General features: G+C 43.3%; 26 protein-coding genes and 2 pseudogenes. 17 read left to right on the top strand and 11 right to left on the bottom strand.

Features of this window, described 5'->3' with window-relative positions:
- Positions 1-123: 123 nt before the first annotated feature.
- The 5 genes and pseudogenes from JNUCC22_RS12230 to JNUCC22_RS12210 form a co-directional block, all read right to left on the bottom strand.
- On the bottom strand, positions 124-996 hold the full coding sequence (locus tag JNUCC22_RS12230) for an AraC family transcriptional regulator (RefSeq protein WP_007408245.1): 873 nt from the start codon (positions 994-996) through the stop codon (positions 124-126).
- Positions 997-1,223: 227 nt separating this feature from the next.
- Positions 1,224-1,340, bottom strand: a pseudogene (locus JNUCC22_RS12225) (sigma factor-like helix-turn-helix DNA-binding protein); the annotation flags it as partial.
- 100 nt (positions 1,341-1,440) lie between these two features.
- Positions 1,441-2,283 carry a hypothetical protein gene (locus tag JNUCC22_RS12220; protein ID WP_216061756.1) on the bottom strand — a complete coding sequence of 281 codons (843 nt, stop codon included), beginning with the start codon at positions 2,281-2,283 and terminating at the stop codon, positions 1,441-1,443.
- Between the two features lie 131 nt (positions 2,284-2,414).
- Positions 2,415-2,870, bottom strand: a complete 456-nt coding sequence (locus tag JNUCC22_RS12215) for an SMI1/KNR4 family protein (RefSeq protein WP_003152829.1) — start codon at positions 2,868-2,870, stop codon at positions 2,415-2,417.
- 11 nt (positions 2,871-2,881) lie between these two features.
- Positions 2,882-4,735, bottom strand: a complete 1,854-nt coding sequence (locus JNUCC22_RS12210; RefSeq protein WP_042635368.1) for a T7SS effector LXG polymorphic toxin — start codon at positions 4,733-4,735, stop codon at positions 2,882-2,884.
- Between the two features lie 146 nt (positions 4,736-4,881).
- On the opposite strand from JNUCC22_RS12210, the pseudogene JNUCC22_RS19545 reads away from it, so the two are divergent.
- Positions 4,882-5,001: pseudogene (locus JNUCC22_RS19545) on the top strand (endonuclease); the annotation flags it as partial.
- A 273-nt stretch (positions 5,002-5,274) separates the two neighbouring features.
- On the opposite strand, the gene JNUCC22_RS12205 reads toward JNUCC22_RS19545, so the two are convergent.
- The 3 genes from JNUCC22_RS12205 to sigK all read right to left on the bottom strand — a co-directional run bounded on the left by JNUCC22_RS12205 (position 5,275) and on the right by sigK (position 7,837).
- On the bottom strand, positions 5,275-5,802 hold the full coding sequence (locus tag JNUCC22_RS12205) for a PadR family transcriptional regulator (RefSeq protein WP_163113662.1): 528 nt from the start codon (positions 5,800-5,802) through the stop codon (positions 5,275-5,277).
- The gene (locus JNUCC22_RS12200; protein ID WP_216061755.1) at positions 5,799-6,641 is read right to left on the bottom strand and encodes a sialate O-acetylesterase; all 843 of its coding nucleotides are present in this window, start codon (positions 6,639-6,641) and stop codon (positions 5,799-5,801) included. Before JNUCC22_RS12200 ends, JNUCC22_RS12205 begins: the two co-directional genes overlap by 4 nt.
- 473 nt (positions 6,642-7,114) lie before the next feature.
- The gene (gene sigK / locus JNUCC22_RS12195; protein ID WP_007408248.1) at positions 7,115-7,837 is read right to left on the bottom strand and encodes an RNA polymerase sporulation sigma factor SigK; all 723 of its coding nucleotides are present in this window, start codon (positions 7,835-7,837) and stop codon (positions 7,115-7,117) included.
- A gap of 458 nt (positions 7,838-8,295) precedes the next feature.
- Between sigK and JNUCC22_RS12190 the strand changes: the two genes are divergently transcribed.
- Positions 8,296-9,552: an MFS transporter gene (locus JNUCC22_RS12190; RefSeq protein WP_042635366.1), complete on the top strand. Its 1,257-nt coding sequence runs from the start codon at positions 8,296-8,298 to the stop codon at positions 9,550-9,552.
- Positions 9,518-9,940: a GNAT family N-acetyltransferase gene (locus JNUCC22_RS12185; protein ID WP_042635365.1), complete on the top strand. Its 423-nt coding sequence runs from the start codon at positions 9,518-9,520 to the stop codon at positions 9,938-9,940. The genes JNUCC22_RS12190 and JNUCC22_RS12185 overlap by 35 nt, the downstream gene beginning before the upstream one ends.
- 14 nt (positions 9,941-9,954) lie before the next feature.
- Here JNUCC22_RS12185 and JNUCC22_RS12180 read toward each other — a convergent pair whose 3' ends face one another.
- Complete coding sequence (locus tag JNUCC22_RS12180; RefSeq protein ID WP_007408251.1) at positions 9,955-10,581, bottom strand: TVP38/TMEM64 family protein; 627 nt, start codon at positions 10,579-10,581, stop codon at positions 9,955-9,957.
- 235 nt (positions 10,582-10,816) lie between these two features.
- Between JNUCC22_RS12180 and JNUCC22_RS12175 the strand changes: the two genes are divergently transcribed.
- The 3 genes from JNUCC22_RS12175 to JNUCC22_RS19630 all read left to right on the top strand — a co-directional run bounded on the left by JNUCC22_RS12175 (position 10,817) and on the right by JNUCC22_RS19630 (position 12,561).
- Positions 10,817-11,551 carry a polysaccharide deacetylase family protein gene (locus JNUCC22_RS12175; protein WP_007612700.1) on the top strand — a complete coding sequence of 245 codons (735 nt, stop codon included), beginning with the start codon at positions 10,817-10,819 and terminating at the stop codon, positions 11,549-11,551.
- 69 nt (positions 11,552-11,620) lie between these two features.
- Positions 11,621-12,352, top strand: coding sequence for an SGNH/GDSL hydrolase family protein (locus JNUCC22_RS12170; RefSeq protein WP_007408253.1), 732 nt, complete (start codon positions 11,621-11,623; stop codon positions 12,350-12,352).
- 74 nt (positions 12,353-12,426) lie between these two features.
- Positions 12,427-12,561: a hypothetical protein gene (locus JNUCC22_RS19630; RefSeq protein ID WP_003152848.1), complete on the top strand. Its 135-nt coding sequence runs from the start codon at positions 12,427-12,429 to the stop codon at positions 12,559-12,561.
- A gap of 132 nt (positions 12,562-12,693) precedes the next feature.
- Here the strand turns inward: JNUCC22_RS19630 and JNUCC22_RS12165 are convergent, their stop codons facing one another.
- A complete protein-coding gene (locus JNUCC22_RS12165) occupies positions 12,694-12,834 on the bottom strand; it encodes a sporulation histidine kinase inhibitor Sda (RefSeq protein WP_003152850.1) in 141 nt (46 codons plus the stop codon).
- Positions 12,835-13,191: 357 nt separating this feature from the next.
- Between JNUCC22_RS12165 and JNUCC22_RS12160 the strand changes: the two genes are divergently transcribed.
- From JNUCC22_RS12160 to JNUCC22_RS12125, 8 genes are read left to right on the top strand one after another with little or no spacing between them, the layout of a single operon-like run.
- Positions 13,192-13,710 carry a YqeG family HAD IIIA-type phosphatase gene (locus JNUCC22_RS12160; RefSeq protein WP_007408254.1) on the top strand — a complete coding sequence of 173 codons (519 nt, stop codon included), beginning with the start codon at positions 13,192-13,194 and terminating at the stop codon, positions 13,708-13,710.
- A 2-nt stretch (positions 13,711-13,712) separates the two neighbouring features.
- Positions 13,713-14,813, top strand: a complete 1,101-nt coding sequence (gene yqeH, locus JNUCC22_RS12155; RefSeq protein ID WP_032866684.1) for a ribosome biogenesis GTPase YqeH — start codon at positions 13,713-13,715, stop codon at positions 14,811-14,813.
- A gap of 19 nt (positions 14,814-14,832) precedes the next feature.
- Positions 14,833-15,675 carry a shikimate dehydrogenase gene (gene aroE, locus JNUCC22_RS12150; protein ID WP_025285019.1) on the top strand — a complete coding sequence of 281 codons (843 nt, stop codon included), beginning with the start codon at positions 14,833-14,835 and terminating at the stop codon, positions 15,673-15,675.
- Complete coding sequence (gene yhbY, locus JNUCC22_RS12145; protein ID WP_003152858.1) at positions 15,669-15,959, top strand: ribosome assembly RNA-binding protein YhbY; 291 nt, start codon at positions 15,669-15,671, stop codon at positions 15,957-15,959. Before aroE ends, yhbY begins: the two co-directional genes overlap by 7 nt.
- 10 nt (positions 15,960-15,969) lie before the next feature.
- On the top strand, positions 15,970-16,539 hold the full coding sequence (locus JNUCC22_RS12140; RefSeq protein WP_042635364.1) for a nicotinate-nucleotide adenylyltransferase: 570 nt from the start codon (positions 15,970-15,972) through the stop codon (positions 16,537-16,539).
- Positions 16,529-17,089, top strand: coding sequence for a bis(5'-nucleosyl)-tetraphosphatase (symmetrical) YqeK (gene yqeK, locus JNUCC22_RS12135; RefSeq protein WP_014418422.1), 561 nt, complete (start codon positions 16,529-16,531; stop codon positions 17,087-17,089). The genes JNUCC22_RS12140 and yqeK overlap by 11 nt, the downstream gene beginning before the upstream one ends.
- A gap of 16 nt (positions 17,090-17,105) precedes the next feature.
- A complete protein-coding gene (rsfS, locus tag JNUCC22_RS12130; protein WP_007408260.1) occupies positions 17,106-17,462 on the top strand; it encodes a ribosome silencing factor in 357 nt (118 codons plus the stop codon).
- Positions 17,459-18,196, top strand: a complete 738-nt coding sequence (locus JNUCC22_RS12125; RefSeq protein ID WP_015240247.1) for a class I SAM-dependent DNA methyltransferase — start codon at positions 17,459-17,461, stop codon at positions 18,194-18,196. Before rsfS ends, JNUCC22_RS12125 begins: the two co-directional genes overlap by 4 nt.
- 68 nt (positions 18,197-18,264) lie before the next feature.
- On the opposite strand, the gene comER is transcribed toward JNUCC22_RS12125, so the two are convergent.
- Positions 18,265-19,086, bottom strand: coding sequence for a late competence protein ComER (gene comER / locus JNUCC22_RS12120; RefSeq protein WP_053103971.1), 822 nt, complete (start codon positions 19,084-19,086; stop codon positions 18,265-18,267).
- Between the two features lie 58 nt (positions 19,087-19,144).
- On the opposite strand from comER, the gene JNUCC22_RS12115 reads away from it, so the two are divergent.
- The 3 genes from JNUCC22_RS12115 to JNUCC22_RS12105 all read left to right on the top strand — a co-directional run bounded on the left by JNUCC22_RS12115 (position 19,145) and on the right by JNUCC22_RS12105 (position 22,747).
- A complete protein-coding gene (locus JNUCC22_RS12115; RefSeq protein ID WP_032866693.1) occupies positions 19,145-19,759 on the top strand; it encodes a helix-hairpin-helix domain-containing protein in 615 nt (204 codons plus the stop codon).
- Between the two features lie 66 nt (positions 19,760-19,825).
- Positions 19,826-20,395 carry a ComE operon protein 2 gene (locus JNUCC22_RS12110; RefSeq protein ID WP_003152868.1) on the top strand — a complete coding sequence of 190 codons (570 nt, stop codon included), beginning with the start codon at positions 19,826-19,828 and terminating at the stop codon, positions 20,393-20,395.
- Positions 20,396-22,747 carry a DNA internalization-related competence protein ComEC/Rec2 gene (locus tag JNUCC22_RS12105; protein WP_216061754.1) on the top strand — a complete coding sequence of 784 codons (2,352 nt, stop codon included), beginning with the start codon at positions 20,396-20,398 and terminating at the stop codon, positions 22,745-22,747.
- The last annotated feature ends 17 nt before the right edge of the window (positions 22,748-22,764 follow it).

The following is a 22,764-nucleotide window of genomic DNA, read 5'->3' as shown; positions in this document are numbered from 1 at the left end:
AAAAACTCAATTCGTAGATTAATGGCATCAATAATGCTGCAGATCGGGTTAGTAACTTAAAGAGGAAGGGATGAGACCCCTTCCTTAACACCTTCAATTCCTCTAATTTCATTGTAAGATATATTACTTTTTTGAAATGGGTATCCAAATTTCACTTTTAAAAGATGGCGATGTTACATCTTTATGCTCATTCCACAGGATTTCTGGGCCTTCAATTTGTTCATAATGTGACGATGGAAACCATTCAGAATAAATCCGCCCCCATACTTCCTGCAGTGCATCCGGAAATGATCCGGCTGCTTCGAATACAGCCCACGTTGAGGCAGGGACTTCAAGCTGTGATAGGTGATTTGGGCAATGTTTCGTTGTGGCTGCGCCAATATAGTGATCAAGCTCACCGTTTTCCTCTGTCCGGCCTTCAGAAAAGTTCGTGGATGCACTGATGAGTCCTACAGGCGCTACATTAGAAAGCTCTTTTAGTTGTTTGATTGCTGTTTCATCTAAACTTTCCCACATCGATGCAATGTCAGGATTCACGCCTTTGAATAAAATAGGGACTCTTTTTTTAATGCCGACGATGCGAAATGCCTTTTTTTCTTCAATGCGATAGTTCATTTCATTTCCTCCTTTGATTGATAACTGGAAGGTCATTCGCGGATAAGCTTTAAGTGAATGGCCATTATGTTTAGCTGCTGATGGGCTTATGCCATGCAGATTTTGAAATGCTCGTGCAAAAGAATCTGGTGAGTGATAACCGTATTTTATTGCAAGATCAATCACCTTTACGCTGCTGTCTTTAAGTTCAAAAGCTGCAAGAGTAAGACGTCGTCGACGAATATATTCCGATAATGAAATACCTGTAAGGAAGGAAAACATCCTTTTAAAATGATATTCAGAGCAGAAAGCAAGCCTTGCTGCTTCTTTGAAATCAATATCGTTCGTGAGGTTTTCTTCAATATACGTTAATGCGCTGTTCATCCTTTTAAGCGAATCCATTTATTTGACCTCCTTTAACAAAAGAATAACAGGAGCGAAATGTATCTGCCCGACATTTCGTGCACAGTTTTGCAGGATAACTTATATGTAATAAATTAAGTGATTCACCTGTATTTGTACAGATAAAGAAAACACCTAATAACTGCTTGGGTTTCATAAGATGAAAGAAAGTTATCATTGTTTTATATTGAATAGAAAAAGCCGGGATGTCAGATCCGGCTTTTCGCTCATTTCCCCTTCGACTTTTTCCGCTTCTCTTTCTCCGCCCGGTAAAACTCATGGAACATTTTCATCAATGCGCGTTTTTCAATCCGCGACACATAACTCCTTGAAATGCCGAGCTTATCGAGATGGTATTTATAGACTGAAAGAGCAACTTAAAACTTTATTAAAATAAGAGAAGACCCTCTATAGGGGCCTTAACACTAATAAATTTGACATTTTTTATTTGCGTGCCCATTCATTCCACAAAGGTTCTAAGCTGTTTTTTAGGTCTATGAATATCCATGGGTAGAGGGAGAAAAAAATAAGAATAATAACAAAAATATAAGAAGAAAGTTCATTAAACAACACTTTTCTTCTGGTGAAAGACTTGTGTTTATAAATTGGTAATGCATTCTTGCCTGTTGTATAGAATACAAAAAGAGTAAGAATCAGCATCCCTACGCTTCTAAAAATGAAAAAATAAAAAGTAGTAGTATTCCATATACTGAATGTGTATTTAAATAAGTCTATAAGCCAAATTTTAAAGGAGGTGCCTCCTTCAAAATTTACTTTTATATGATTAGCAACTATTTGTAATTCCTGTGGTACTGAAAAAAACAGCAGACTTAGAAGAATGCCACATAAAATTATTTGCTGGATAAAATTGATGAAGAATTTACTTTTGTCATATAAGTTTGATGTAAGCTTTATGGCAATTGAAAAACGAATACACTTAATAAACCGGATTATAAAGACAGCCAACAGAATTGCAACAAACCAATAATAGTAACTAGTATAAAATGCACCAAAGATAATGATAGCTATATAAAAAAGAACAATCATAAAATAGTTATCTGAGCCGGGCTCCCTTTTTGCATTGGTGACTTTATCTATTTGATTTTGACTAGGCATGAAAATGTTTATTATATTGATTTTCTTTTTTCCAATATGCACAGAGTTGTTATTGCCTCGTTGAATTATTTTAGTAGGAGTTTCTTTGGTAGCGGCAAACCCTATAATTATTGTTATGATGGTTAACAATGATGCAATAATACTTAGACCGGTATTTGTAAGATCAATCAATAGTTAAACTCCTTCTGTTCTAAAAATGAATTATTAAACATTAATCAATATTCCTCTGCTATTTTTAGAACCTTGAATGCCAAGGACACTCAGAGTTATGTTCGAAAATTTCAGAACTATAGTCAAAAAACTTAATGTTGTTCTTCAAGCTTGTCCATTAAGTCTGTAAATGAATCACAAACATAGCTAATGGAACTTCCCTTATCTTCATTAGCGATCTCATGATCCCAAAAAACAATTACGGGTTCTTGAGAAGACAATCTATAATCAAAACAAAAGAGGTTTCCCCCTGCATCTGTAGCAAAAGGTATGATCTTATCAACTAACCGATCTTTAACATTATCAAGTGTACTAAGGAGATCAATTGGTCGAGTTGGATCTCCTATACTCAGTAAATTGTTTATTGATTCTCGAGAATTTTGGAATGAAACAACCTTTTTATCTATAGGAGAGCATCCATTATGGTCTTTAATGAACTCTCTGTAATCTGTCGGGAACTTGATTTTTAATTTTTCTTCTACCTCTTCGATCTGACTGTTTGTCGCCTCTTTAAAAGTGCTTCGTTTTCTCCATTTAATACTTTGCATTGATTAACCTCCTATTTCTCATCTTTTCCCCAAATTTTATATCCGCCAGTGTGACCAGTTTTAGCATGAATGACTCGATCTACTAGCTCCATTTTTCCAGGAGTTTGATGGTGGTGCCATGTGTATTTCTCTGGTGTTATTCCATCTTGAAGATCAAGTAAATCATCTTCGTTCAAATCAAGCTTCTTAATCAATGATGGATCTTCTTCAGTCTGCTTATATAATTGTTTATTTAATTTATCAAAATGCTGGTCTCTACTTTTTTTAAAGTCGGCTTTATCAAGTGTGAGTGTATGTTTTGATTCGAATATTGGAAATCCGTCTTTATCATAGGGAACTTTTGTTACTGGATGGACATCATTTTTCAAATGACCCATTCTTAAGTTAATGGTCGTTGTTTTGCCCGCACTGTTTTCGTACGTGTATGGTGCAGCTTTAACAAATTGATCATGTTTGGATTGTATTGCTTTTTTTAATATAGACGTATTCTTTACATTATGCGTATTCTCAATATCTTGTGCTATACCTACAAGTGCTAGATCATCTTTATTTCTAGATAAAGAATTTATGTAGTTTTTCCCTACGGTAATCCCTTTGTTTACATGTCTAGTAGCTGCTTTTTCTCCAGCTCCAATCACTTTATCTACTTTGGCAGCACCGGCTTTACCAAGTTTGCTTGTTACTTTCACAGCAGAGCCAACGCCCTTTAGTCCAACAAGGCTCCCGACCACATAGGTAATATAATGAGATCGTGAGTATGCATCTCCGTTAACCATTTTATCATTCCATGAATCCGCTATGTTTGTCCATATGATTTTTGCATAGGAAGGTGTCTTCAATACAGCTGAAATTGTTTTGGCTAATTTTTGTTCTTCGGAGAGCTGGGAAAACTCCCAAGTCCCGACAGCTAAATCTTTAACGCCAGTCACAGTATCCTTAGCGACATCGTAGAGACCGACTCCAACTCCTTTCAGGACTTCCCATGTGGTTTCACCAACTTCTTCGAGCTGTTGTGCTTGTTCAAGCTGAATCACATATTGCTGCTGGGAAGGTTCAAGGTTTTCATAGCCGATCTTCTTCGCAATTTCCAAATATTCATCCGGATCGGTCACACCGTCAGCGAGCTTTTTCTTCAGATCCTTGATTTCCCGCTCTTTCGCTTCTTCCTTTTTAATCGTCAAATAAGCATCCGAATGTCTTGCGATATCGCCTTTTTTCTTATGGATGTCGCTTTCACGGTACGCTTTGGCGTTGTAGTGAAGCGGCGTGGCGCTTTTTCCTTTGCCTGTGGCGTTTTGGAGCTGCTGAAAGTCGGCTTGGATGAACTGTTCGTTTGCTTCGGTTTCTGCGTATTCTTTCGTTAGATCGTGATCAAGCTTGCCGAGTTTATGTATGGTATCGTTCCTTTTTTTATCTGCTGACTTAAGCTTTTGATCGACATCTTCTATAGAGAAAACATCAAGATGAATGATATCGCTGATTTCATCAAGGATACCTTTCATTTCATTGCGCTGCTCCTGCATGATAGCTGTTGATTTATTCTTCGCATGAATCAACTCATGTTCTAAAAATGACTCTTCCACAAACGAAGCGGCCAATCCGGCATCAGCTACTTTTCCTGAAATACTGTTAAGAAACGCAATCTTCATATCGATCAAATCAAGCCAGCTGTCAGTAACACTTGCATGGTCTTGAAAGAATGCTTTGATGTTATCAGCACCTTTACCTGAAAACTCACTGTCATCTAAGTCAGCCATTCCCTGAAAAGCTTTTCTGAGGTTGATAAATTGTTCTCTAATCTGATCATATTCTTTTGCTCGCTTTTCCGCTGCTGAGATTAACGAGGATGCTTCAAATACTTTCATATCTGTCTCCTTCCCACTTAATCTTATCTAAATTTTACCACATTATATTACATGTAAGAAGCTTCTTCCTTTTGTTAAAGATACTTTCTTAGGAGATTTGAACTTTAACAAAATCTTAAAATAGGATTAATTCAGTTGATGAAAAATTGAAGAAATGGTTATTAGGCATTGGTGCATTATCTCTAAGCTTTTCTTTGGCTGCATGTGGGTCTGATTCTGCTTCTACAGATAAAACAGATTCAGATAAAGCTAAAACAACAGGGCAAGCAGCAGTTTAGCGGAAGAAGGAGAAAGTTGACTTACTTGAATACTAAATAGGTGTAAAAAGTGGTTATTCATACGGATTGAAAAAGAAGAACGCGCAGCAGATTCACTTGCTCTTGTTGGGGGCAAGTGTTGACAACCCTATTACTGTTTAATTAAAGAAGGAGTATAAAACCTGTATCAATGATGTTACGAGATATCTGCGACACAGGTTTTATATGTAGGTAACTCATCTTCTTATATATGTAACATTGCATTTTTTATTATGCAATAGTTCACTCTATTTCTGCTTTCAATTTTTCGAACCACTCTAAATTAACCAAGTGATGTGAACGGGAATTTTCATTCATGCGGCGAAAGTAATTGATTGTGCCGGGAATTTCTTGAGTGATGGACAGGTATTCATCAAGGAGCTCGATTCGAGTTTTAGTCTGATCGATTTGTGATTGGATCAGATTCACTAATTTATTTTTGTCGAATTCATCGGCAAAGAGTAACGCCCCATAAAATCGCAGGTTCACATATTCCGATTTGGTGCCGTATTTGATCATTAATTTTTCGAATTCTGCCCTTCCCGATTCTGTGACGTTAAAGTTACGGATTTCACGCCCGCTGGTTGAGGGTTTCTGCTGGATCTGTTCAATCAAACACTTTTCTTCAAGTTGCTGCAGATTGTAATAAAATGAACCTTTCGTGAAGTTAACGATGTACTTGTAATGACGTTTTTCCATTAAGGCCAGAAGTTCATAGCCGTGAGCTCCGGGGTTTTGGATGAGCAAGCCAAGGATAAGTAAGGGAATCATGGTTTCATCACCTTCGCCATCCGCGCCTCAAATTCCGCGTGCGTGATTTCACCCGAAGCCAAATCCATACTATGAAGGTAAATCTGTTCTGTTTTAGAATAGTCACCATTCACTTTCAGTGATTGCTCCTCTCCCGAAATGGGTTTCAGGATATGGTGCTTTTTCGAAAAAGCCTCGAAATAGCGGTAACCGAATTTGCGTTGTGAAGCTGCGTCTAAATGAATGCCATCAGGATTCGCAGTCAAACCTGCCGCAGTAACAAAATAACAATTCTGTTGTTCATTAGCAAAACGCAGCAATTGTTCATTAACCTGTCGAAATTCAGTCGCGTGCTGTCCAAAACCAGTCTTCCCAAGAAAGTCACCAAGCCCTCCAATAATCAACGGTACCTCATCTAATTCCAACTCGTTTCTTAGCGTCTCGATGATAAGAGTTAATTTCTCGTAATAAGTTTCATGCAGCGAACGATAACTGTCACTTTCACCTTGATGCCAAAGGATTCCGCAAATTTGACTGGATCGGAGGGCGAAGCGGGCTTCGGACAAAGCATGCTGAAAAAGGATGCCTTCCGGATGCCAGTCATTCAATGAACTGCCACCTTCCGCACAAGGGATCAAGCCAATTTCTTCATCGGGATGAGCTTTCGACCATGCATCTGCAAAAGATGCCGCCAGGCCAACGCCGGAAACCGGACGATCGTAATTAATCGGCTCTGTCATCATCTGCCATTGTCCATTGCGCAGCATTTTAATTTTTTCATTATAGATAGGGTCTACTTCATTCAAAAATCCACGGCCCGCCATATTCGACTGCCCCAACATTAAAAAAGACTTTATCATCTAATTTTTCACTTCTTTACATCAATATTTTAGTCTAATTAGACTATAGTCAATTCAGCTTGTCTTGTAAAGTTTCAACTAGGTTTTATTTTTTTATTAGTATGTATGAAAAACAAACTAACATTGAACATTTGGTGGATGTATTTGAGAATTAGCAAGTTCTTTTGCTTTAGGTCTTGATAAACAATGAAAAAACAACAAAAACCCTGTCATGTAAGAGTTCCTATGAGGTTCAAAATCATTTTTCATAGGAAATACATTCAATGATGGGGGTGTAGCCCAAATGAAACGGATTGTTAAAAAAAGAGGGCTATGTTGAAGGGGTTAAATATCAATGAAAAATTATTAAAAAGGTTAACGATTGTACCAATTTTATTCATTTGTTATGTTTTATTTTTAAATCCTGAAGTTATACTTGAAGAGCAATGTCCTAAAATGCAGAAAAAGCCGGGATGTCAGATCCGGCTTTTCGCTCACTTTCCCTTCTTCTTCCGCTTCTCCTTCTCCGCTCGATAAAACTCATGGAACATCTTCATCAATGCGCGTTTTTCAATCCGCGACACATAACTTCTTGAAATGCCGAGCTCCTTTGCGATCTCGCGCTGCGTTTTTTCTTTTTTTAAATCAAGCCCGAAGCGGCCGACGATGACTTCTTTTTCGCGGTCGTCTAAAATATCGATATATTTTTTGACCTTTTCAAGTTCCATGTTGAGCTGAATGGTGTCGATCACATCTTCGCTTTCCGACTTGAGGACATCGATCAGGCTTATTTCATTCCCTTCTTTATCCTGGCCGATCGGATCATGAAGGGAGACGTCTTTTTTCGTTTTTTTCAATGCGCGCAGATGCATTAAAATCTCATTTTCAATACATCGTGCAGCATATGTGGCAAGCTTCGTTCCTTTTCCGGCTGAGTAGCTTTCAATTCCTTTAATCAGCCCGATTGTACCGATGGAGATCAGATCTTCCGCGTCCTCTCCCGTGTTTTCGAATTTTTTCACAATATGGGCGACTAAACGGAGATTATGTTCGATCAGCATGTTGCGGGCGTGTTCATCTCCTTCAGCCATAAGGTCTAAGTATTTTTTCTCCTCATTATTTGAGAGCGGTTGTGGAAAGGCATTATTTTTCACGTATGATACTAAGAACACAAGTTCTTTCACAATAAACCCGAGCGCTGCAAAAACACCTGTCACCGTCCTCACCTCCACAAAGTTATGTAGGCAATCGCCTATATGTAACTGTATGTGGAGGTAGGGCTGTTTGTGTCTGTACAGGGAAATTAATCAAAATCGGGTTTTATTTCTTACAGCCTCTTGATTTTTGATGATTGAGCCTGTATATTTTTTAAAAAAGTAAGGGTGAAAACAATATAACCGAAAAGCGCTGAAGAGACGAGTAGACAGATATCATTCATGACAGAGAGCTCCGGGAGCTGTGAAGGAGTATGAATGGATGTGTTGAAACAAACCTCTTAGCTTCGCATCGGAATCATGCAACCCGACGATGATGCGGCGGATACTCCTGTTACCGAGTAAGCTTTGTACCCGGCAAGGCCGGCACCAAACCGAATTGAGGTGGCATAGCGGGCTGTTTCCCGTCCTCAAGACTTTATTGTCTTGAGGGCGTTTTTTATTTCTAAGGGAGGGATAAGATGAAAAACCTGAAGTCTTGGCGGTACCCGTTGCTTCTGTTAACCGGAATCGGGATAGCAAATATTGGTGAATGGATCTATTTTTTGTCTCTTAATCTTATTGTCTTAAAAGAAACGGGGTCTGCTTTTGCGGTTTCCATCCTTTATTTAATCAGGCCTGCGGCTGTTTTGATGACAAATGGCTGGGCGGGCAGCATCATCGACCGGTGTAACAAACGGAATATGATGATGTCGCTTGATTTCACCCGGGCTGCATTCATTGCCGTTCTGCCGCTGATGGTTACTGCACGGTCTTTATTTTCCGTTTATTGTATCGTGTTTTTGATTCATATGGCCAATGCGATGTTTCGTCCGTGTTCCATGGCGTATGTGACGATGCTTATCCCGGCTGAAAGGAGAAAACGATTCAATTCACTAAGGGCTTTGTCGGAATCAGGGGCTTTTCTCCTCGGGCCGGCTGCGGCCGGACTGCTTTTTATCGCCGGCACGCCGATTTTTGCGATTTGGGTGAATGCGGCGGCTTTAGTGCTGTCCGGTTTCATCACGATGATGCTGCCGAACCTTGAAAATGAGCCTCACGTACATTCTCCCAGACAGAAGCTTTCTTTGGCAGTGTGCAAAGAAGATTGGAAGCTCGTCTATCGCTTCAGCCGAACGGCGCGAAACGTCATGATCATTTATTTTTTATTCAGTCTGGTCATGACCGTTATGCCATCCGCGCTTGATTCGCTTGAAGCCGCTTTTGCAAAAGAGGTTCTTCAGCTGACTGATGCCGATTACGGTTTTCTCGTCAGTATCTCAGGGGCAGGCATTATTGCGGGGGCGCTTGTCAATGTGTTCTTTAATAAAAAAATGCCGGCTTCTTTATTGATGGGAATGGGCTCTTTATTCACAGCGGCCGGATATATGATTTATGCGTTTTCTGACGTTTTTTGGACGGCTGCTTTCGGATTTTTCCTTCTCGCTTTTTTTCTGGCGTTTGCCAATACAGGCTTTCTGACGTTTTATCAAAAGAATGTTCCGGTGGACATCATGGGGAGAGTGGGGAGCTTTTATTCATTAGTCGAAGCCGTCTTCATTATAGTAGTAACGGCGGTTTTCGGAGCGGCTTCTGTCAGTTCTTCCGTCCGCGGCATTGTCATCGCAGGCGCTGCTGTTATGCTGGCGTTGGCAGCCGTTTTATGCTCGTTCTTATTTGCGTCCGCAAAAAGGAGGACTCCTGATGTATTTCAAGCGGATCAATTTAAACAAACATAAAGAGACGGTCGTTTCGTTTCGTGAGGATTCGTTTTTCGTCAGCTTTGGCACGGCGGATCATTTTAATAGGGATGAATATCTCAGATGGCTGTCATCCCAAATCAAATGCTTTCCCGACGGTTTTATGCTGCTTTTTCATAACGGACAGCCGATCGGACAGCTAGAAGCTTCCATCAAATTTTACCGCAGCCAAAAAATCGGTTATGTGCACCTTTACTATATGACTGAGAAGCAGAGGGGAAGGGGGTGCGGAACGAAACCGCATCAATACGTGAGTCAGTTTTTCAGAGCGGCTCTGTCATTTTACAGAAAGAAAAACATGGAAGTGATCGGTTCAGAATGTAACGGAAAAGTTCTCAGAATGAGAGGAGCCGTACCGCCGGAATAGTGGCGGTACGCGCTTCATTTTTTCGTTGTTTTTAAAAGGCCGGGAAACTTCTTATAAATGACCGCCATTAAGACGAGCATATACATTCCATAAATCCCGAAAGACAGCAGTTTGTTGCTTGTAAATGAAGCGCCTGCGACGGTCACGATCACAATGTTCGGAATTTTGCCGAGCACCGACGCAGAAAAAAAGATCGGCCATCGGATATTACTCAGCCCGCAGACGGTATTCATGGCAAGCGACGGTATAATCGGAATCAGCCGCCCGAAAAGCACCGCCGTAAACGCGTGCTGATGAAATGAATCTTCATATTGGGCCGCTGCCGGGTAAGCCAGCAGCTTTTTTCTGGCCCAGTCTCTGAATCCGTACCGAACGAGAAAAAACAATGCCATTGTTCCGAGCATCGCGCCTGACAATGTAATCCACACCCCGTTTACAATCCCGAAAACCGCTCCGTTTAAGGCCGCGATAATGGCGAATGGAACAATCGGAAAAAATACGTCAGCTGCGACCAGAAGGATACTCATAAGCACGGCGTACATGCCGCCCGCGCGAATCATGCTGAGCCAGACGTCTTTTTGCAAAAAGCCGATCATCACGACAGCAATGATGACGGCAAGACTGAATCCCTTTTTTATCATCTGCACGTTCACCTCTTTTCAATTAGTATACAGCACAAATCTATCTCCTTCTATTAAAATAAGCTGTCCGATAAGCGTATTTGATTTATCAGCATTTGCCGTTTGATGAGAAACGGCTGCACCCGGATTTGGACAAAAACAAGCGGGAAGCGGGTGATGTGCATCATTTGATGCAGAGAATGATTTTTTATAAAAGGGGACACGTTAACAGTAGTGTTTACTGGAGGTGTAAACGTTGAGATGCTTTCATCTGATCATCATGATATGCGTCCTCACGAGTCTCACTGCCGTGTCCGCCGATGCGAAATCTTTAAAAAGAAGTGACATGGAGAAGACGGGAAACGTGTACTGGGATATAAGGTCTGAAAAAAAGAAACTATCTTTAACCTTCGATGACGGCCCCCATCCTGTCTATACGGAGGCTGTGTTAGACGTGCTGAAACAGCACAATGTTAAAGCAACCTTTTTTTGTGTCGGGAGCCGTATAGACAAATACCCCATAACGGCAAAACGCATCGTTGAAGAAGGGCATGAAATCGGCAACCATACGATGAACCATGTTTATTTTCACCGACTGAAACGCAAAGACATTTTACAAGAGCTTCACAGCTCAGCGCATCATATCACATCGCTGCAGCCGGAAGGGGACAAGTTATTCCGCCCGCCGGGAGGGTCGCTGAATCATACGGCTTTCAAAAGCATCTTAAAAGAGGGCTATCATATCATCATGTGGTCATGGAACCAAGATCCGAGGGACTGGAAAAGGCCCGGGAAAGGAAAAATCGTCAGGCACGTTGTTTCACATGCCAGAGATGGAGATATCGTTCTTCTGCATGACGGCGGAGGAAACCGGCGCCAGACGGTTGAGGCTTTGAAAGAAATCATTCCAAAGCTGAAAAAGCAGGGCTACACGTTTGTTAAGGTTTCGGATTTGATCGGACAGGATTCCGGTCCTTTTCATATCCAGTAAAGAGAGCGCCGCGTTGAAAGCCGCCAAAGAGATGTGTACCATAGGAGGTAAGGTTTGGGAGGAGAGAAAATGAAGTTTGCTGTTCTTTTTATTACGATAATCTGTCTGTTATCAGGATGCGCCGCGGGCAAAGAAAAAAGTGTTGTCGCGTTCGGCGACAGCAATACGCGCGGTTCCAACTGGGATTATCGTGATTATCCGAAGGCGCAGCAGTGGGTAAACATATTAAAGACAGCGGAACGCGGCCGTCTTACGGTTATAAATGCGGGAATAGGCGGCCAGACGACTGAGGATGCGCGCCTGCGCTTTCAAAGCGACGTGCTGGACCGTAAGCCCCAATATTTATTTATCATGTTCGGAACAAATGATGCGGGCATTTTGACGGGCGATCAGCCGCGGGTATCAAAGAAACGGTTTAAAGAAAACCTGACTTATTTCATAAACGAAAGCAGAAATCACGGCATAAAGCCGATTTTAATGACGTGCATCCCGGTTATAGAAGGAAACGGAACGCATCATCTCTATTACTATTCGAGATATAAAGCCTCAGCCTTTAAAGAAAAAGGCGGCGCGAGAAAATGGCATAATTCCTATAACGGCGTTACGAGGCAGGTTGCAGCTGAGTTGAAAGTGCCGCTGGTGGATAACTGGAAACACTTTATACGCGCGGACGGCGGCAAAGATACAGACCGGGCGCTGATCCAATCCGGACTGATAGATCCCTCCGGAAATCATATGACGCCAAAAGGCGCCAGAATCTTAATTGAAGGCATAAAAAATGGGCGGGTTTTGGAACGCTGACGCCGTCAGCTGCCTAAACCGTTTTGCTTCTGCTTCATAGGCTGTAGAAAAACATCTTTTTGGAGGCGATTGCTATGAACCGCGGTTTCCCTCCGCAATATCCTGTATGCCCGCCTCCTCGGGTGAATGCGGGGTACTGGTACGCATTTTTTGTTGTGCTGCTCGTCGTCATTCTCGTCCTGGGCGGTCTGTATTGGTTCAATATATAGCAGCTGTCCTCTTAAACACCTCTATTTTAGGGGTGTTTTTTGTTGAAAGTGGTAGTAATGCGCATAACCGAAGTGATATAATATCAGTCATCTGAGTAAAAAAAGGAAATTCGCCCGGGAACTTTTTTCTGTTTAAGAAGAAACGGAAATAATGTGTCCGAGCGATCTTCTTTTGATTTCGTTTTCAATTAACTCGATAAATTCACGGCTCAAATTCATTTCATTGGCTTTGAAATAAGATTCTATTAGTAATTCATCAGAAAGCTTTCTCATGCCGGGGACCCAATTAATGGGAGTGGCACCTCCTTACAATTGTAATCAATCATCAGACGCAAGCATATGATGGAAGGTTGCGTTTCAATCATGGTGAGGTTATCTTTAATCTACCATGAAATACAAATAAGAACAATCGTTCTGTTATCCACACTCGTAAGTGGATAACCTGTTAGTATCTTGTTTATAATCTGGATAAATCCGGATGTAATAAGAGTGGATAATGTGTGTAATTTTATCCACAACTGGTGAAGAAACCCAATTTTTGTCGAAATTTTTTTACTGAGTCCGACTTTGTTTTTAAATCTGACAGGTTTCGACATATAGATGGTAGAAAGAAAAGGAAGGGTGCGGGTTTTGTTAAAAAAGTTTTTTTTACCTGACGAATTTGTGAAAAATATATTTCATATCACACCGGAAAAGCTCAAAGAACGCAATGTGAAAGGGATTATTACAGACCTTGACAACACGCTTGTGGAGTGGGACAGACCGAGTGCGACACCTCGATTAATCGAGTGGTTTGAAGAAATGAAGGAGCACGGCATTAAAGTCACGATCGTCTCCAATAATAATGAACGAAGAGTGAAATTATTCTCGGAGCCGCTTGGCATACCGTTTATTTATAAGGCAAGAAAACCGATGGGACGCGCCTTTAAAAGAGCCGTCAGCAGCATGGATCTGAAAAAAGAAGACTGTGTGGTCATCGGCGATCAGCTGCTTACTGATGTTCTCGGCGGAAACAGAAACGGGTATCATACGATCCTCGTCGTGCCTGTCGCTTCCTCTGACGGAGTCATGACGCGCTTTAACCGCCGGATTGAACGGAGAATATTGAGTTCTTTGAAACGTAAAGGCCATATTCAGTGGGAGGATTAGAAATGGAAAAGGTTGTTTGCATCGGCTGCGGAGTAACGATCCAGACCGAGGATAAACAAGGTCTCGGATACGCGCCAAAGGCATCGCTCACGAAAGAGAATGTCATCTGCCAGCGCTGCTTCAGACTGAAAAATTACAATGAAATTCAAGATGTTTCATTAACGGATGATGACTTTTTAAATATCTTGCACACAATCGGCGATACTGACTCTCTTATTGTCAAAGTCGTTGATATTTTTGATTTTAACGGAAGCTGGATAAACGGGCTGAACCGCTTTGTCGGCGGTAATCCGATCATTCTTGTCGGTAATAAGGCCGATATCCTGCCGAAATCCGTAAAACGGGAACGGCTCGTTCAATGGATGAAACGCGAAGCGAAAGAATACGGCTTAAAACCCCTTGATGTCTTTTTAATCAGCGCTTCCCGCGGACAAGGGATGAAGGAAGTCATTGACGCCATTGAACATTACCGCGAAGGGCGCGATGTGTATGTGGTGGGCTGTACCAATGTCGGCAAATCCACATTTATCAACCGGATTATTAAAGAGGTCTCAGGGGAAGAGAATATTATTACCACCTCTCAATTTCCGGGCACGACGCTTGACGCGATTGAAATCCCGCTCGATGACGGATCTGCGCTTTATGATACGCCGGGAATCATTAACCATCACCAGATGGCGCATTACGTGGACAAGCGTGACTTAAAGGTGCTGACACCGAAAAAAGAACTGAAGCCGCGCACTTTTCAGCTGAATGAAAAACAAACGCTTTATTTCGGCGGGCTTGCCCGGTTTGACTATGTATCAGGCGATAAAACGGCGTTTGTCTGCTATATGCCGAATGAATTGATGATTCACAGAACAAAGCTTGAAAATGCTGATGCCTTATACGAAAAGCATGCGGGAGAACTGCTTACCCCGCCCGGAAAAGATCATTTGGATGAATTTCCGGAGCTTACGCCCCACACGTTTACGATTAAAGAAGGAAAGACGGATATCGTTTTTTCCGGTCTCGGCTGGGTCACGGTGCAGCAAGAAGATAAAAAAATAACGGCATACGCTCCGAAAGGCGTACACGTATTTGTCCGCCGTTCATTAATATAGAGAGAAGGGGAGAGGGAGCATGAAACAATTGTACGGAGTAATCGGAAATCCGATCGGGCATTCAATGTCACCCGATATTCATAACGCGGCTTTGCAAGATAAGAACATCAACGGGCAGTATTTTGCGTTTCAGGTGGAACCTCATCATCTCAAGGACGCCGTTAACGGAATCAAGGCGCTTGGCATCTGCGGAGTGAACGTCACAGTCCCGCATAAAGTCGCGATCATGGAGCATCTGGATGAAATACATGAAAGCGCGAAAGTACTTGGGGCCGTAAATACCGTCAAAAGAGAGGGAGACAGGCTCATCGGGTATAATACTGACGGAGATGGGTTTTATAAATCCTTAGTCAAAGTATTGGACAAACCGATATCAGAGCTCTCTATCCTCATGATTGGGGCGGGAGGAGCGGCAAGAGCGATTTTTACGACGATCGTCCGCGGAGAGCCGAAACAATTTGACGTTTGCAACCGCACGCCGGAAAAAGCGGAAAGCCTGATTGCGGCTGCTCCCTCTTTTCAGCAGAAACGCGCCCTTACTTTAAAAGAAGCTGAAAATCAGCTTGAACAATATGACGTCATTATTCATACAACATCTGTCGGCATGTATCCGAAAACGGATGCCGTGCCGCTCTCATTGGAACGGGCCAAAACGGGCGCCATCGTTTGTGATATCGTATACAATCCGATTCAAACGGCGTTCTTAAAAGAAGCTGAAAAAAGAGGTTTAACAACCCTTGACGGTGTCGGCATGTTTGTGGAACAGGCTGCACTGTCTTTCAAGCTGTGGACGGGACAAGAGCCTGACAGCGGCTTAATGAGAGCAATTGTTGAAGGAAAACTAGGAGGAACACAATGTTAACAGGAAAACAAAAACGGTTTTTGCGTTCAAAAGCGCATCACTTAACGCCTATTTTTCAAGTGGGAAAAGGCGGAGTCAACGAAAACATGGTGAAACAGATTGCTGAGGCTTTAGAAGCAAGAGAGCTGATTAAAGTCAGCGTGCTTCAAAACTGCGAAGACGATAAAAATGATGTCGCAGAAGCCCTTGTGAAAGGCAGCCGCTCACAATTGGTGCAGACGATCGGAAATACGATCGTACTGTATAAGGAATCAAAGGAAAATAAACAAATCGAGCTTCCGTAAGGTGGTTGACATGAAGAAAATCGGAATATTCGGGGGCACATTTGACCCTCCGCACAACGGACATCTTCTGATGGCTAATGAAGTCCTTCATCAGGCGGAGCTCGATGAGATTTGGTTTATGCCCAATAAAATCCCTCCGCATAAGCAGAATGAAGACTTTACAGACAGCCGGCACCGGGTGGAGATGCTGAAGCTTGCCATCAGCTCTAATTCCGGCTTTAAGCTTGAGCTTGCGGAAATGGACCGGAAAGGCCCTTCTTATACCTATGATACCGTCCGTTTACTGAAGGAGCGGCACCCGAACGACAAGCTTTTCTTTATTATCGGGGCGGATATGATTGAATATCTGCCGAAATGGTACAAACTGGACAAACTGCTCACGCTCATTCAATTTATCGGAGTGCGGCGCCCGGGGTATCATATTGAGACCCCGTACCCGCTGCTTTTTGCCGACGTTCCGGAATTTGACGTTTCGTCAACGATGCTGAGAGAACGTCTCAAAGCAAAAAAGCCGACGCAATACTTAATGCCGGATAAAGTGAGGCAGTATATAGAGGAGAATGATTTATATGAATCGTGAGGAAGCACTTGCCTGCGTCAAAGAGCAGCTGACCGAGCATCGCTACATCCACACAATCGGCGTGACAGATACGGCGGTTATTCTCGCAGGCCGGTTCGGAGCAGACCCGAAAAAAGCGGAAATGGCGGCTATTTTTCATGATTATGCGAAATTCCGGCCGAAAGAAGAAATGAAGCAGATCATCGTGCGGGAAAAAATGCCGGCTGAGCTCTTGGATTACAATGCCGAGCTGTGGCATGCCCCTGTGGGAGCGTATTTGGCTGAGAAAGAAGCGGGGATCACTGATCCTGAGATCTTGGATGCAATCCGCTATCACACGTCAGGGCGTCCCGGAATGACCCTTTTAGACAAAGTCATTTACGTTGCGGATTACATTGAACCCGGACGCCATTTCCCCGGAGTGGAAGAGGTGCGCCGTCTGGCGGAAACGGATCTGAACGAAGCGCTCATACAAGCGATGAAAAATACAATGATATTTCTGATGAAAAAAAACCAGCCGGTCTTTCCGGAGACGTTTGCAACCTATAACTGGCTGGTGTCTCAAAATTGACAGGAGGAATATGGAAATGAATCAAGCTTCCGTATTAAAAATCGCGGCAAAAGCATGCGACGATAAACGAGCAGAAGATATTTTAGCGCTGGACATGGAAGGAATCTCACTTATAGCGGATTACTTTTTAATCTGCCACGGGAATTCTGATAAGCAGGTTCAGGCAATTGCGCGTGAAATTAAAGATCAGGCAGAAGAAAACGGCATTGATGTCAAAAAGATGGAAGGGTTTGATGAGGCCCGCTGGATTTTAGTTGATCTCGGCGACGTCATTGTCCACGTTTTCCATAAAGATGAAAGAAGCTACTACAATCTTGAAAAGCTATGGGGCGACGCGCCGCTCGCAGAGCTTGAACTCGGCTTGAACTCATGATTTACCAAGGCTTCGCCGGCGTATATGACGAGTTAATGTCACATGCGCCGTATGATGAATGGGCGGGCTGGATCGAAGCGTCTCTTCCGGAAAAGGGAAGGGTGCTTGATCTTGCCTGCGGAACCGGAGAAATATCCATCAGGCTTGCTGAAAAAGGCTGCGAAGTCACGGGGATTGATTTGAGTGAAGATATGCTGAGCTGTGCCCAGCAGAAAAAAACGGGAAAGCCGATTCTTTTTCTCCAACAGGATATGAGAGAGCTTTCCGGTTTTGAAGAACAGTTTGATGCCGTTGTCATCTGCTGTGATTCCCTAAATTACTTAAAAACGAAAAGTGATGTCTTAAGCACCTTCAAAAGTGTTTTTCAAGTTTTGAAGGAGGGCGGCCTGCTTCTGTTTGACGTCCATTCTCCATTTAAAATGACGGAGCTTTTTCCGGACAGCACCCATGCGGATCAGGATGAGCAGATCAGCTATATCTGGCAAAGCTTTGCCGGCGATGAAGAGCTTTCTGTCATCCATGATATGTCCTTTTTCGTATGGAACGGACAATCTTATGACCGTTATGACGAGACGCATGAGCAAAAAACATTTTACATTGAAGAATATGAACAAATGCTTGCAGAGACCGGATTTGAACTGAAGAAGGTGACGGCTGATTTTACAGACCGGCCTCCTTCAACAGAGTCTGAACGTCTTTTCTTTACGGCAGGCAAACCAAAAACCATCGTTTAAACGGAACGATGGTTTTTAAAATGCATTTTTTGCGATTGGCGCGATAAAGCACTTTATGGCATACTCAGTTACACGTGAAATTGCTTCTTCACTAACGATATATCTTCATCGTATTTGTCATGTGTACGCTGAAAGACACGGTTGAACATATCCTGAACACCGCTTTCGAGAGCCTTCAGTCCTTCCCCGGTGACGCCGCCTTTTACGCATACTTTTTCCTGCAAGGCGGGAAGCGTGTAATGCCCTGTTTCCAGAAGCTTTCCGAGACCGACAAGCATCTCCGTCGACATAATCACGGCTTCTTCTTTGGTGATGTCCGTTTCTTCCACTGCCGCGTCAATAAAGCGCTGAACGAGATAACTCATAAAAGCGGGCCCGCAGCTGACAATGTCTGACGCCGCTCTTGTAATGCCGCTGCTGATTTCCACAGGTTTTGAAATATGAGTGAACAGCGTTTGAATATCCGCTTTTGCAGACTCGCTGCAGCTTTTGCCGAACGTAACAAGCGAGACGCCGGCCAAGGCGCGGTTCGTAATGCTCGGAATGACGCGGGCCGTCTGACACGGAACCGTATGTTCAATCTGATCCGTCTGAACGGGGCTGGTAATGGAGATTAAAATGTGATCTTTCCGTAAATGCGGTGTGAGTTTTTTCAGCAAAGGATATATATCCAGCGGTTTTACACAAATGAATATTATTTCATTATCCTGTACGAGCTTTTCCTGATCCTCGGTGACATGGATGCCGCTGAAACGTTCTTCTAGTTTTAATGCTTTTTCGATTGTTCTGTTTGTGATGGTGATATGTGAGGGATCGGCAGCGTTTGATTCGATAAACGATTCAATCAGGATCGTTCCCATGTTTCCGGTGCCGATAAAGCCTATTTTCAATGAATTCCCCTCCTTTTTCCCTTAATCCTCTAAACCTTATGCGGGGAGGCAATGCAATATGACGAAAGCGATGATGACGGAGCGGCTGCGGCGGAACCTGAAAATTCTGGGCGCTTGTCTTGCGGCAGGGGCGGTTTTTATCTGTATTTGGCTGTTTCGTTCTGACAAGGAAGAGCCGGTCAAACAGCAGTCCGTGCTCGGCCAAACAGCCTCAGCATCCGTCGCGGACAAAAAAGACACCGCAGCCGACAAGATTATGATTGATGTGAAAGGCGCGGTCCGAAATCCCGGCGTGTATGAAATGAAAGCGGGAGACAGGGTGACGCAAGCCATTGAAAAAGCCGGCGGCCTGAAGAAAAAGGCGGATGAATTGAATGTTAATTTAGCAGAGCAGCTGCAGGACGGGACGATTGTTTATATTCCGAGTGAAGGCGAAGAGGAGAATCGCCCGAAAACAGCAGCGGGTGAAAAGGAGAATGCAGCTGTTAATATCAATACGGCATCTCTGGACGAACTTCAGGCGATTTCCGGGGTGGGGCAGAAAAAAGCGGAAGCGATTATCGCATACCGAGAAGAAAACGGACGGTTTCAGACTGCTGAAGATTTGATGAATGTATCAGGCTTTGGAGAGAAGTCATTTGAGCGGATAAAAACTTCCATTACGGTAAAGTGAATTGACGGTTTTGCTTAAATCTATGTAAACTTAGAAAAGCAACAAGATTTTTTGGAGGGAACACTTGTGGAACGAATCTCATGGAATCAATATTTTATGGCGCAAAGCCATTTGCTGGCGCTGAGAAGCACATGTCCGAGACTGTCAGTCGGGGCAACCGTAGTCAGAGACAAGCGGATGATTGCCGGCGGATACAACGGCTCAATTGCCGGCGGCGTCCATTGCGCTGATGAAGGATGCCTTTTAATAGATAATCATTGCCAGAGGACCATACATGCAGAGATGAATGCGATTCTGCAATGTTCTAAGTTCGGTGTTCCGACGGAGGGCGCCGAAATTTATGTGACGCATTATCCTTGTATTCAATGCTGCAAATCAATTATCCAGGCAGGCATCAAAACGGTTTATTATGCGGAAGATTACAAAACACAGCCTTATGCAAAAGAGCTGTTCAGCCAAGCCGGAGTCAAGGTGGAGCAGGTCGAACTTGATGAAATGATCATCGATCTGAAAAACCGCGAAAAATTGTCTTTTGTAGCAGGTCTGATTCAGCAATTATCTGATGCGGGGGTTAAGGCAGATGAACTGAAAAAAATTCATGAACAGGCCAATGAGCTGTTTACCAGTTACGTATAAATGAAATATAAATACCTTCTTCTGCCTCTGGCGGCGGTTTCTGCAACTGCGGGAATTGCCGCCGCTCATGTCTTCTGGGTTCTGCTCCTTTTTCTTCTGTATCTTCTCTTTATTATTGTAAAAACAAAGCACCATGCTCCGGTTATCGTCTGCCTCGTTTCTTTTTGTCTTTATTTCTTTCTTTATACGGTTTGTGACGCTGCGAATGTAACGCGCTATCAGACCGGCAGTTATACTGAACAGGCCGTCATCACTAACATTCCGAAGGTTGACGGAGCGAAAATGTCAGCCGTTATCCGTACACATGACAAGGAAAAATGGGCGGCTTCGTACAAAATCCGGTCTCTTGAGGAAAAGAGACTCATTGAACAGCTTGAACCGGGGATGCGCTGCACGTTTACAGGTTCTCTGGAGCAGCCTGCACATGCGACGGTTCCCGGAGGTTTTGATTATAAGGAATATCTTTACTCTCAGCAGATTCACTGGTTATTTTCCGTGACTTCCATTCAGCAGTGTGAAAAATCCAAACAGCCGCTGTTTAAACTGCTGAACATCAGAAAAAATTTGATTTCGATCATTCGGAATCACGTGCCTGAATCTTCCGCCGGAATTGTTGAAGCGCTGACCTTAGGTGAAAGATTTTCTATAGAGGACGATATACTGAGTGTATATCAAAATTTGGGAGTCGTTCATTTAATGGCGATTTCCGGAATGCATGTCGGTCTTATTACGGCGGGATTATTTTATGCTCTGATCAGAATCGGGCTGACAAGAGAAAAAACGGGAATTTTGCTGCTGCTGTTTTTGCCGGTGTATACGCTGCTGAGCGGTGCCGCCCCATCTGTATTGCGCGCATCCCTCATGCTGGGATTTTATATCGCCGGAACTCTTGTTAAACGCGGCATTCATTCCTCTGCTGCATTGTCCCTGTCTTATCTGCTGCTCCTGCTGTTTAATCCTTACTTCCTTTGGCAGGCGGGCTTCCAGCTTTCCTTTGCGGTAAGCGCCTCTTTAATTCTGTCATCCTCCATTTTAAAGAAAGCAGGGAAAAGCAGACTTGCCGGGCTTGCGATGGCATCATTCATTGCAGAGCTCAGCTCACTTCCGTTTCTTCTCTATCATTTTCAGCAGATTTCACTTGTCAGTTTTCCGATGAATATGGTGATGGTGCCATTTTATACGTTATTTGTCATTCCGGTTTCTGTCATCGGTTTCCTTCTTCTTTTACTTTCAAGGCAGGTGGGAGAATGTTTGTTTGATATGTTTGACCTTGTGATGAAGCCTGTGCATGATTTCATTACATATGCGGCATCCGTTGATTTATTTACTATGATTGTGTCAAAGCTTGACTTTCTTTCCCTTCTGCTGCTTGCGGTTTCCGTTTTTACGCTTTTTGCGGCTTTGGAAAAGGGAGGTTTTTTAAAACTCAGGAAATCGGCTCTTTTTTTCTGCGCGGTTTTGGCTTATTTAATATGCCGTCCGTATTTCAGTCCATGGGGAGAAGCGGATATGCTTGATATCGGGCAGGGAGACTCACTGTTTATAAGCGCGCCGCACCGCAAAGGGACCGTAATGGTTGATACAGGGGGAGTGATTGCTTATCCCGGAGAATCATGGAAAGAAAAACGCCACCCGTATTCTATCGGCGAGAAGGTTTTGATTCCGTTTTTAAACGGAAAAGGGGTGAAAAAGCTGGATGCGCTGATTTTAACCCATGCGGATCAAGATCACATCGGGGAAGCCGGAGTGTTAATCAAAAATCATAGAGTCAAACGGTTAATTGTCCCCGTAGGATTCGTAAAAGAACCGAAGGATCAGAACATATTAAATATGGCGAAAGAAAACAACATTCCCGTTGCCGAAGCAAAGCGGGGCGACACCATTACAACCGGTGATCTTCAGTTTCAGGTGCTGTCTCCGGAGTCGTCTGACGGAAGGAGTAAAAATGATTCGTCACTGGTGCTTTGGACGGTTTTTGGCGGAGTGAGCTGGCTTTTGACGGGAGATTTAGAATCGGACGGCGAAACAGAAGTGCTGAAAACGTATCCGAATCTGAAGGCTGATATATTGAAGGCGGGTCATCACGGCAGCAAAAGCTCTACGAGTGAAGCCTTTTTGAAACAGCTTCAGCCGGAAGCAGCGCTGATTTCAGCAGGAAAAGAGAATCGATACCATCATCCGCATGAAGAAGTGCTGGATCGTTTGAAGGCGTACTCTGTAAATGTGCTTCGCACCGATATCAGCGGAACGATTCAATACAGATTTAAAAAAGGCGCCGGAACGTTTTCCGTCTTCCCTCCATATGATATAGAAGAAACCAGGGCGCAAGAAGTAAAAAAGACTGCCGATTGACAGCAGCCCGGAATGCG

Source organism: Bacillus sp. JNUCC-22, from assembly GCF_018861275.1.
Lineage (GTDB): Bacteria > Bacillota > Bacilli > Bacillales > Bacillaceae > Bacillus > Bacillus velezensis.
This window is presented reverse-complemented; position numbering and strand designations above follow the sequence as displayed.